Source organism: Streptomyces sp. NPDC047853 (assembly GCF_043204535.1).
Taxonomy (GTDB): Bacteria; Actinomycetota; Actinomycetes; order Streptomycetales; family Streptomycetaceae; genus Streptomyces.
This window is the reverse complement of sequence record NZ_JBIDCI010000022.1, coordinates 17735-26875: the sequence shown is the minus strand read 5'-3', so window position 1 is coordinate 26875 and position 9141 is coordinate 17735. Positions and strand designations below refer to the sequence as shown.

10 protein-coding genes and 1 pseudogene are annotated in these 9141 nt (G+C 69.0%); 4 read left to right on the top strand and 7 right to left on the bottom strand.

What is annotated here, in order from left to right; genetic code table 11:
- Positions 1-15 precede the first annotated feature (15 nt).
- Positions 16-852 (bottom strand): DMT family transporter, encoded by an 837-nt coding sequence (locus ACGF5T_RS30590; protein WP_366768296.1) that lies wholly within the window; start codon positions 850-852, stop codon positions 16-18.
- Positions 853-974: 122 nt separating this feature from the next.
- Here ACGF5T_RS30590 and ACGF5T_RS30585 point away from each other — a divergent pair, with 122 nt between their 5' ends.
- Entirely contained in the window at positions 975-1559 is a 585-nt protein-coding gene (locus ACGF5T_RS30585; RefSeq protein ID WP_366768297.1) for an XRE family transcriptional regulator, read from the top strand.
- Between the two features lie 37 nt (positions 1560-1596).
- On the opposite strand, the gene ACGF5T_RS30580 is transcribed toward ACGF5T_RS30585, so the two are convergent.
- The 4 genes from ACGF5T_RS30580 to ACGF5T_RS30565 all read right to left on the bottom strand — a co-directional run bounded on the left by ACGF5T_RS30580 (position 1597) and on the right by ACGF5T_RS30565 (position 5674).
- The gene (locus ACGF5T_RS30580) at positions 1597-2703 is read right to left on the bottom strand and encodes a hypothetical protein (protein WP_366768298.1); all 1107 of its coding nucleotides are present in this window, start codon (positions 2701-2703) and stop codon (positions 1597-1599) included.
- Between the two features lie 1193 nt (positions 2704-3896).
- Positions 3897-4220, bottom strand: a complete 324-nt coding sequence (locus ACGF5T_RS30575; RefSeq protein WP_366768299.1) for a helix-turn-helix transcriptional regulator — start codon at positions 4218-4220, stop codon at positions 3897-3899.
- Positions 4217-5245 carry a tyrosine-type recombinase/integrase gene (locus tag ACGF5T_RS30570; protein WP_366768326.1) on the bottom strand — a complete coding sequence of 343 codons (1029 nt, stop codon included), beginning with the start codon at positions 5243-5245 and terminating at the stop codon, positions 4217-4219. Before ACGF5T_RS30570 ends, ACGF5T_RS30575 begins: the two co-directional genes overlap by 4 nt.
- Before the next feature lie 228 nt (positions 5246-5473).
- Positions 5474-5674 (bottom strand): hypothetical protein, encoded by a 201-nt coding sequence (locus ACGF5T_RS30565; protein ID WP_366768300.1) that lies wholly within the window; start codon positions 5672-5674, stop codon positions 5474-5476.
- Between the two features lie 105 nt (positions 5675-5779).
- Here ACGF5T_RS30565 and ACGF5T_RS30560 point away from each other — a divergent pair, with 105 nt between their 5' ends.
- Positions 5780-6535, top strand: a complete 756-nt coding sequence (locus tag ACGF5T_RS30560) for a TIGR02391 family protein (protein WP_366768301.1) — start codon at positions 5780-5782, stop codon at positions 6533-6535.
- Between the two features lie 64 nt (positions 6536-6599).
- Positions 6600-7142: a hypothetical protein gene (locus tag ACGF5T_RS30555; RefSeq protein WP_311579194.1), complete on the top strand. Its 543-nt coding sequence runs from the start codon at positions 6600-6602 to the stop codon at positions 7140-7142.
- A gap of 71 nt (positions 7143-7213) precedes the next feature.
- Here ACGF5T_RS30555 and ACGF5T_RS30550 read toward each other — a convergent pair whose 3' ends face one another.
- Positions 7214-7486, bottom strand: coding sequence for a hypothetical protein (locus tag ACGF5T_RS30550; protein ID WP_366768302.1), 273 nt, complete (start codon positions 7484-7486; stop codon positions 7214-7216).
- On the opposite strand from ACGF5T_RS30550, the pseudogene ACGF5T_RS30545 reads away from it, so the two are divergent.
- Positions 7424-7801: pseudogene (locus tag ACGF5T_RS30545) on the top strand (Scr1 family TA system antitoxin-like transcriptional regulator); the annotation flags it as partial. The gene ACGF5T_RS30550 and the pseudogene ACGF5T_RS30545 overlap by 63 nt on opposite strands.
- A gap of 305 nt (positions 7802-8106) precedes the next feature.
- Here the strand turns inward: ACGF5T_RS30545 and ACGF5T_RS30540 are convergent.
- Positions 8107-9105: an ATP-dependent DNA ligase gene (locus ACGF5T_RS30540; RefSeq protein ID WP_392889953.1), complete on the bottom strand. Its 999-nt coding sequence runs from the start codon at positions 9103-9105 to the stop codon at positions 8107-8109.
- Positions 9106-9141: the final 36 nt, after the last annotated feature.

Here is a 9141-nt window from a genome sequence, read left to right as displayed (position 1 = left end):
TTCGGGGGTGCGGGGTCAGGTGAGGGCGAGGAGGCTGACGGCGACGGCGGCGGTGCCCAGGCCGATCAGCTGACCGCGGTGGATCCGTTCGGCCAAGACGCTGCGGGCCAGCAGGACGGTGCCGGCCGGGTAGAGGGCGGTGATCACCGCGACAACGGCCAGGTCACCGCTACGGGCGGCGAGCAGGAACAGTAGGTTGGCCACCGAATCCAGCACACCAGCCGTCGCCGACATCGCGTAGGCCGGCTTCTCCGAACCCAGCCGCCGGAACATCACACCGGCGGCGGCCAGCGTGACCGCGGAGGACACGGCGCGGCCGATGATCAGCGGACCGACACCGCTGTCGGACGGCGCCTGGTGCAGGAAGACCAGCTGCAACGCGATGGCGGCCCCCGCGCCGAAGGCCAGCAGCAGCGCGGTGCGCGACGGGCGGGCCGACTTCGCGCCGTGCCCGGCGCTGACCAGCACGACGGCCGCCAGCGCCAGCGGCAGGCCGATCAGCCCGGCCAGGCCCAGGTGCTCGCCCTGCACCAGCCCGACACCGACCGGCAGCATCGCCGACACCAGTGCCGTGATCGGGGACAGCACGTTCATCGGGCCGATCGCCAGGGTCTTGTAGAGCAGGGCGAACGCGGCGGCCGACGCGATGCCGGAGGCGGCACCCCAGGCGAGGGTGGCGGGGGCGAAGGAGGCACCGAGGAAGGGCCACAGCAGCAGCTCGACGGTGAGCGAGGCCGGCGCGGCGATCATCACGGTACGCAGGACGTGGGCCTTGCGGGCACCCAGGCCGCCGAGGAAGTCGGCGCATCCGTAAGCCAGGGAACTGCCGAGGGCCAGCAGCAGAGCGATCACGAGCGGTACATCCCTTACTATCAATGGAACGACTACACCGTACAACGCACCGACCGCGAGTCGTCAACCGAACGACTACGCGGTCCAGTGCAGTGACCTACCTGCTTGGAGGGGTAAGGGCGATGACCGAGACTGAGGCGGCACTGCGGACGCTCGCGCACAACGTCCGCGCGGCCCGCAGCAGAGCTGGACTGTCCCTGGATGAGCTCGGGCGCCGGGCAAAGGTCAGCAAGGGTGCCTTGGTCGGACTGGAGAAGGCGCAGGGCAATCCGAACTTCGCCACCTTGGTCCGCCTTGCCGACACCCTGGGCATCTCGGTGTCCGCGCTGATGGAGGGGCCGGCCGAAGGGCGCGTCCGGGTCGTGTCTGCCGACGCCGTCATGCCCCTGTGGGCCGGGGAGAAGGGCGGCGAGGCGCGGCTCATGCTGACCACGTCGGGGCCGGCCCCGGTGGAGGTCTGGCGGTGGAAACTGGAACCGGGCGAGGAGTACCCCAGCCACCCGCACCAGGCCGGCGTCGTGGAGACCGTCAGCGTCACCGTCGGACAAATGGTGCTCATCGTGGACGGCGCCGAGCATCCCGTCGAGGCCGGGCAGACCGCCACCTTCGACGGCGACGCCCCCCACACCTACCGCGGCGCGGGCACCGAAACCTGCCGTCTAATCATGACCGTTCACATCCCGCCCGGTCCTGGCGCCGCGAGCTGACCTATGTGGGAGGGCTGCGACGGAGTATCCGGACCCGTCATGCTCGGGCTGCGAGGTAGTGGGTCCAACTGTCGTTGGCGTATCTGGCCCACGTCTCCGCTGTGGCGGGGCTGAGGCCGAACAGGTCGGCGACGACGATGGGCGGGAGCGTGGTGACGGCCTCGATCATGGCGGTGTTCCTGGCGCTGAGGACCGGCAGGCCGTGCCGCCTGAGCAGGTTGTCTACCCCGTGGGGGTTGCGGGGCTGATGGGGGAACTTGCCTGGCAGCAGGTAGGGGGAGGCTTCGTCCAGTGCCCGGCACATGCGGGTGGTGGTGCGTGGCTGATCGATCTGGTCCTTGATGAGCTGGCCCAGTCTGGGCGGGAGCAGCACGGGGTGGCGGTCGATGGTCAGGTAGGAGCCGGTGTCGTCTTGGTGGAACCGGTCCGTGGTGATGTCGATGATTTTGGCGACGGGCAGGGCGTAGAGCCGGACCAGGGCACCGATGATGCGGACTTCGCGGGGCAGCGTGCTGTCGTTGAGGCAGCGGCGTAGCTGCTGGTCGTATTCGTCGGCTGTCTGGAAGTTGACGGCGAACGAGCGTCCTCGCCTGGGCAGTTCGAGTGGGCCGGTTAAGCGCCGGGTTGTGGCCCAGCGGATGAAGGAGCCGATCACGACGTGCTGAGTGGGGTGGCTGGCGAGCCAGAGGTCGAAGTCCGCCTGGCCCAGGGTGGCCAGTTGCTGTGTGCGTTCGTCGAGCCAGGTCAGGAATTTGATGGCGGCTTGCACATCCTTGATGTCGCCCGAGGCGGCGCCGTGCGTGTAGCGGCCTCGGGCGGTGCGGCGGCGGGCGTCGCGGACGACGTGCCACTCGGCGAAGGGTCGCACGATGGTTGCCTGGTGGCCAGGCAGCCGGGAGAGTTCACTGGTTACCCAGCGTTCGAGACGGGCGAGGTGTTCATTGCGCTCGGGCAGCACTCCTGCGACGACGAGCAGGGAGCGGACGTGCCGGGTGGTGGTGCCCTGCGGGAGCGTGTCGAGCAGTCCGTGGGTGATCGGCTCGGAGCGGGCGGCGAGCTGGGCGAGCACCTTGGCGGAGGGGCTGCGACGCAGCCAGCCCAGCACGGGATAGGGGTTCTCCGTGCTGTTCAGCGCGTCGGCCATGGCCTGCAGATGGTCCGGTACGTCGCCGTCCTTCCTGCCAAGCAGGTCACGGACCCGTTCGTCCAGGACACAGCGAGGACATCGGCCGTTCTCGGAGAGATCACCGGGCAGATCGCACCTGTCGCAGCGGGCCCCGGGGTCGTTCCGCCCGCAACAAGTGGCACAAAGGCTGCTGCCGTCATCTGCGCGGCCGATCATGATGCGCTGATCCCCGCATGAGGAGCAGGGCGCCGGCGTCGCACGCCGAGTCTGGTAGCAGCCCGAGCAGACTGGCCCGAGCGGCCACACCGTCTTCGTACGCCGATCATGGCCGCACAGAGCGCAGGTACGGATGGGGCGCGGCCAGCAGGAACGACAGTGGTAGGCTCCCTGCCGCTGACTGACCTGTCCGCCGTGGCGCCACCGTCCACAGACGGTGCATTCGCCCTGGGGCCCGCGGTAGCACCGGACACAGATGTCCGGCTGCCCGCCAGTGCCGCCGCGCACCAGGATCTGCTCGACCTCGCCGCACACGCCGCACGGGCGTTTCGGTCCCTCGTAGCAGGTGCCGCAGACCGGCCCTGCGGGGGTTCGGGCGTTGACTTTGCGCATCCGGCCGCAGCCGACGCACGTCCGCTTGATTCTCGGGCCACAGTTGGAGCACAGCGCGGTCCCGTCTGCGCGGCGGTATCCCGGAGGCCGCATTCGGTGGCACTTCGCGCACTCGGTGACGACCAGGGGATCGCTGCGGTAGCAGCGCCGGCAGATCGGCCCGTCCTGGCGGCGGATGACAATCTGGTCGATCCGCCCGCAGCGTCCGCACGGGCGGAAGTTGTCCCGGGCCCGGCACCAACCGCAACAACGCCCTTCAGATGAAAGCTCGGTAGGCAGCGGGTCCGTGCGTCCGCAGCGGACGCACGTCACCCTCGTGACCGCGTCCGCGTGCCCGGCGGCGTGCAGCAGCTTCCGCAGCCGAACCACACTCACCGGGCCGGCGACCACCGGGACGGTCAGCCCGTCGGGCGTCTGCTCCAGATACCGGGCAAGTTCCCGGACCGGCATCGGCCCCCACCCCTTCGCCTGTTCGACAGCAGCCTGCGCGGCCTCGGCCGTCAGCCCCGGTCCGACGGTTCGACACAGGTGGGCCACCACCCAGGCACGCCTGCCCTCCAGCTCTGCCTGAGCTACCTGCTGCCGCGGGGTTCGATAGCTCATCACGGACCGGGACGGCGGACGACAGTGCGACGCGGAGCCGTCGGAGCCGGACCCGGCGTGCCGTCGGCACTTTTGCGGACCTGAGCGTTGATGACCTCAGGCTTGATCAAGTCGTTCGGAGTGCAGCCCAGGATGTCGCACAAGGCGACCAAGGTGTCCATGCTCAGACGCTGCGGCTGCTGCGTGACCAGCCGGTACACCTGCTCACGCGAGAGCGTGACGCCGCGCTCGGCGAGCAGCGGCACCAGATCCGAGGTCTGGAACATCCCCTGGTCGGCCATGAGTTGGCGCAGCTTCCACTGGTAGCCCATCTTCCTGATCACTCCGTCACGCTCCAGTCGTCACCCAGGCGGTCCTTCATCGAAGCCTTCAGCAGCTGATTGCGGTACTCGTTCGAGACGCCCATGTAGATGGCGGTGGTGGCCGCGTGGGAATGACCGACCTGTTCCTGAACGAACCGGGCCGGGTAGCCGAACTCGGTCAGGTGGGTGATGTAGCTGTGGCGAAGGCAGTGCAGGTCGAGGTCCTCATCCAGACCCGCGTCCTGCCGGGCCTCGACGAAGGCTTCGTTGATCGAGCGGGGCGACAGCCGCCCCACCCGTTCGGTCACCCACAGCGCCGGGTGCCGACCCGGTGAGAAGTGCGGCCGGATCTCCGTGATCCACTCATCGAGGACATCAACCGCCCAGTCCATCTCGGGAACGGTCAGCACCGTGCGCCGTTTGGGCGGCGCCCCCTTCGAGGACTTCCCGAAGCGCACCATCATGCTGCCGTAGGCGCCGAACTGCGGGGCCTTCCTGTTGCGCCGCAGATCCACCAGGTCGACCCTGGACGACTCGGTACGCCGGGTGCCGTAGGCGTAGATCGTCTTCAGCACTGCCGCGTCCCGCAGCGCGGTCAAGGCACCCTTCCGCCCCTGCCCGCGCACCCTGGCCGGGCGGGCGTCGGCCGCATCGAACAGCGCCTGGACCTCGTCGTAGTCCAGCGGGCGCCGGCGGGGATCCGCCTCGTACTCCACCGTATGCAGAACCGAGTTGCCTTCGTGGAAGACCTCCTGCGGGGCCTCACCGAACCTCTCCAGGCAGGTCGCGATCCATCCGTAACGCCGGTCGAGCAAGTAGTCCAGGAAGAGAGAGATCGTCACCTCGTACGTGCGGGCTGTGGACATCTGGATCGGCTGCGTACCGCTGCGAAGATGCGCGATGAATGCCTCGCCTTCCGCCGGAGTCCACTGCCACGGGTACAGCTCGGTGAACTCCTCCAGACGCTGCACCAGACGCAGCCGCGGATCGATCGTCTTGGCCTTCAGGAAGCGTGCCGCCTGCTGGCGAGCCCAACCGTCCTTCATCGCCTCGAACACCGCTCCTGCCGGGTCGAGGTGCACCACATTGCGGGGCAGCACAAGCCGTGCTGACCCCGGTGCTTCGGTAGTCACGAAGTCGTTGTATCCAATGCAACATTGTTGCGGCGGCCTCTTCCCTCCCAGGTCACCGCCAAGAGTGAACTCTCGTCGAAGTTCGCCTTACCGCGCTCGGCCAGCGGTATCAAGACTTCTAGCGGCCTGCGGGGTGTTGCATCAGGTGCAATTCATCCTGTTTTCGAGGTCCCGGTACGACGGCAGCCCTACGAGGTACAGCCAGCCTGCCTCGGTCTGCCGCCGCCTCCACAGCCGTGCCACGACCTCCTGCTCCGGGTGCCCGAGCACCGGGTCGGCGGGCAGCACGACCCGCACCGGCACGGGTGCCGGCTCGGGTGCGGCGTCGGAAAGGGGCGTCACGGTTCCTACCGTAAGCAGCCGCCGTGCCTCCGCCGACGCCGCTTCCGATTCAGGGCACCTGGTAAAGCGATCTCCTTTGTCGGTGTGTGCTCGTACTGTGACGACGTGACCTTTACCTACCACGCTCCGGTTCCAGCCCAGCAGGTACGGGAGCTACCGATACGGGATGTCGCCCTGCTTCTGCTCCGGCATCTGGCGAGCGGAAACGGGCGTGCTCTGCAGCTGAACAGCATCGTGGGCTCGACGGCGGCCCGCGCATACGAGGGCGAGCCGGACGTCGACGCGCTCCTCGATGTCCTGACTGATGCCTGGTCGTGGCTCGAGTCCCGGGCACTGCTCGCCCGGGACCGGACCCAGAACGAAGCCTTCCGCCGGGTCTCGCGCGAAGGAATGGAGCTGGCGAAGAACCCCACCGGCCTGGCGCGGTTCGAGGCCGGCGAACGGCTCTCAGGCCCGTTGCACCCGGCCCTGGAAGGGCCGGTGCGTACCAACTTTCACCTGGGCGAGTACGAGCTCGCCAGCTTCGCAGCCATGAAGGCAGTCGAAGTCGCCGTCCGTGAAGCCTCCGGACTCGACAACTCCTTGGTCGGAGTGCACCTCATGCGCGCGGCGTTCCAGCCCCACAAGAACGGCAAGGCGGGCGGGCCGCTGGCTGACGCCGAAGCCGAAGGCGGCGAGCAGGAAGCCGCCTCGGCTCTCTTCGCCGGTGCCATGGGCGCGTACAAGAACCCGCCCAGCCATCGGACCGTGAAGTTCGACGACCCGATCGAAGCCGCTGAGATCATCCAGTTCGCCGACCTGCTGCTACGTCAGGTCGACCGGGCCAAACAACGTGCACAGTCACCGCCTGACGCATCATGACAGCCAGGGAGAGAACGGCCGGGCGGCACATCCCGTACGGCTGACCATCTAGGGGAGGATCTACGTGCGTCTCGCAGACATACGGAACACCATCGAGCAGTCCACCAACGAGGACTGGCATCACATCGGGTGCTGGGGCGGCGGCTCCGGGCCCTCCTTCCACGACAGGTGGGAGCGTTGGGGCACGCTGGGGGGCGACGAGCTGAGTAAGTGGTCCCTGGACCTCGAGTCCCACGGGAACACCCTCGTGAACCGCGAGAACGTCGCGCTCACCATCGCCTGGGGCATCACCGTGAACAAGGGAATGACGCCGGACTGGAACACCTTCCCCGACGACAGGCCGGTGGACTATCAGGTGGGCGACGTCTTCTGGAACGGCGCCCTCGTCGACCGCCACCTGCTCGTCTCGGTCGACGGAGGCCGTGTCATCCTCCCGGTTCCCAAGCCCATCTACGACAAGCGGGAAGGCAAGACCATCGTGGCCCGCTTCGAGGTGACCCGCTTCGAGCGTGCCTTCGCCCGACTGGTCCACAACGCCGAACCGGGCGAGGACTTCGACCAGTACTACAAGGACGCGGGCTTCGTGACCGTCGACAACCCTGCCTGATCCGTGCGTGGGCGGTGCCGCGATGCGACACCGCCCGAACCGCATACACGCAAGCCGTGCGAGCCGTACCCCTACGCCAGGGCGGCGGCCACCGTCTCCAGGACAGCGCGCTGGCGGGTGTCGATAGGCACGTCGGCCTGGCGCAGCGAGCGAAGCGTGGATCCCTCGGCACACAGCCTGCACAGCCCCATCAGCGGGAGCGGACCGGCCCCGATCAGGGTGTGCGAGGAAGAGCTCTCATAGACGGGCCGGTAGCAGCCAGGGCACAGGCGGCAGTCCTCGACGTCGCCGAAGCCGTCGCCGCCCGCGTCGCCCGCTCCCGGTTCCTCTACGAAGGCGGCCACCGCTACGTCGTCCTCATGGAAGAGTCCGTCCTGCGCTACCAAACCGCCGACCCCGAGGCGATGCGCGGGCAGCTGCGCCACCTCCTGGCCGTGATGCCGCTCGCCTCCGTCTCGCTGGGAATCATCCCGTTCACCGCGCACCGCACCGTGCGGCCGCTGGAAGCCTTTTACGTCCACGACGACACGATGGCCGTGGTGGAGACGCTGACGGCGGAGATCAAGGTGACACAGCCGCGCGAGCTCGCCGGCTACGCCAGGGCGTTCGCCGGCCTCGCGGAGATGGCCGTCTACGGCGACGCTGCCCGCGCGCTCATCGCTAGTCCGCGCTCACGGAGCCGTCCGGGCCGCGTGACCCGGCGCGCCTCGGTCGACCAGGAGCACAAGGTTGCGACACAGGTTGCGCCTGGCCGTTGCGCTGGAGGTTGCACCAAGGGTTGCGCCTACTGTTGCGCGACCCAACGGACCGCCTCCGCGTTTGCGCAGGCCACCACCCGATCTCGCCGTAGTCGGGTCGCTGACATCCCCGTTGCGGCCGCTCTGCCCATCTCCCCTGGCTGGAGTGAAGGAGGAAGGGACGGGCGGGATGGGCGGTACGGCTGCGGCCGGGGATCGGGGCGCGCTCAGCCGGTTGCGCGTCGGCCGGGGCCTCCGCGCGTGCCGCCATCGTGCGGCGGCGTCGTCAGGAGGGGAACGTCGGTGGGGGAGAGGTCGGGGCGGGCGCGGTGCCAGCGCGCGGGATGGCGCCACCGGCCGGAGGCGTCACGGGCGACATCGACGCCGACTTCCACCACCAGCCCGGGGTCCACCAACGTGACATCCAGTTGTTCCCGGCTGCCCCACCCGGCGGAGAACGACCAGCCCGTCCACGGATGCCCGCGCAGTGCCGCCTCGAGCAGGCTGGCGACTGCCGTGCTTGCCGCTCGGGCGAGGGTGGTGGTGCGGCCGACGGCCTGGAGGCGGCCTTCGGCGTCGTACCTGCCGAGAAGCAGCGTCCGCGGGTCGGTCAGGGACCCGGTGACCGCGCCGACGATCGCCTCACTCGTCTCGCGGACCTTGTACTTCTGCCAGCCCCTCACCGAGGGCTTGTAGGCATCGGTGAGCCGTTTGAAGACCACGCCCTCCATCCCGACCGACGCCCAGGTCAGCCACTCGCGCACGGTGTCCGGGTCGGTGGTCGACGGGCACTGTGCCCACGGGGCGAAGAGCCGGCGGGCGGCGAACACCGACTCCAGCGCCGCTCGCCGCCGCCAGTAGGGCCATCCGATCGTCACGGTCCCGGACAACCTGAGCAGATCGAACGCCACAAAGTGGGCAGGCCACTCCTCAGCTGCCTGGGCCGCACCGGCACCACGCCGGGCAAGCCGGTTCTGCAACCGCTCGAAGGCGAGACGACCCGCGGAATCCCATACGACCAGCTCGCCGTCCATCGCGGTCGCATCCGGCAGCTGCACCGCCCCGGACACGACCTCCGGAAACGCCGGTCCCATCTCCGTGCCACGCCGGGAGCGCAGCACCACCCGGCCCGCGTCGACCGAAACGGCAGCCCGGAACCCGTCCCACTTCGGCTCGCCCGCCCAGCCCGGCCGCAGACCAGGGCTGGACACGGGGGTGCTCAGCATCGGCTCCGGCAGAATCCACGTCACACCGGATCCCTT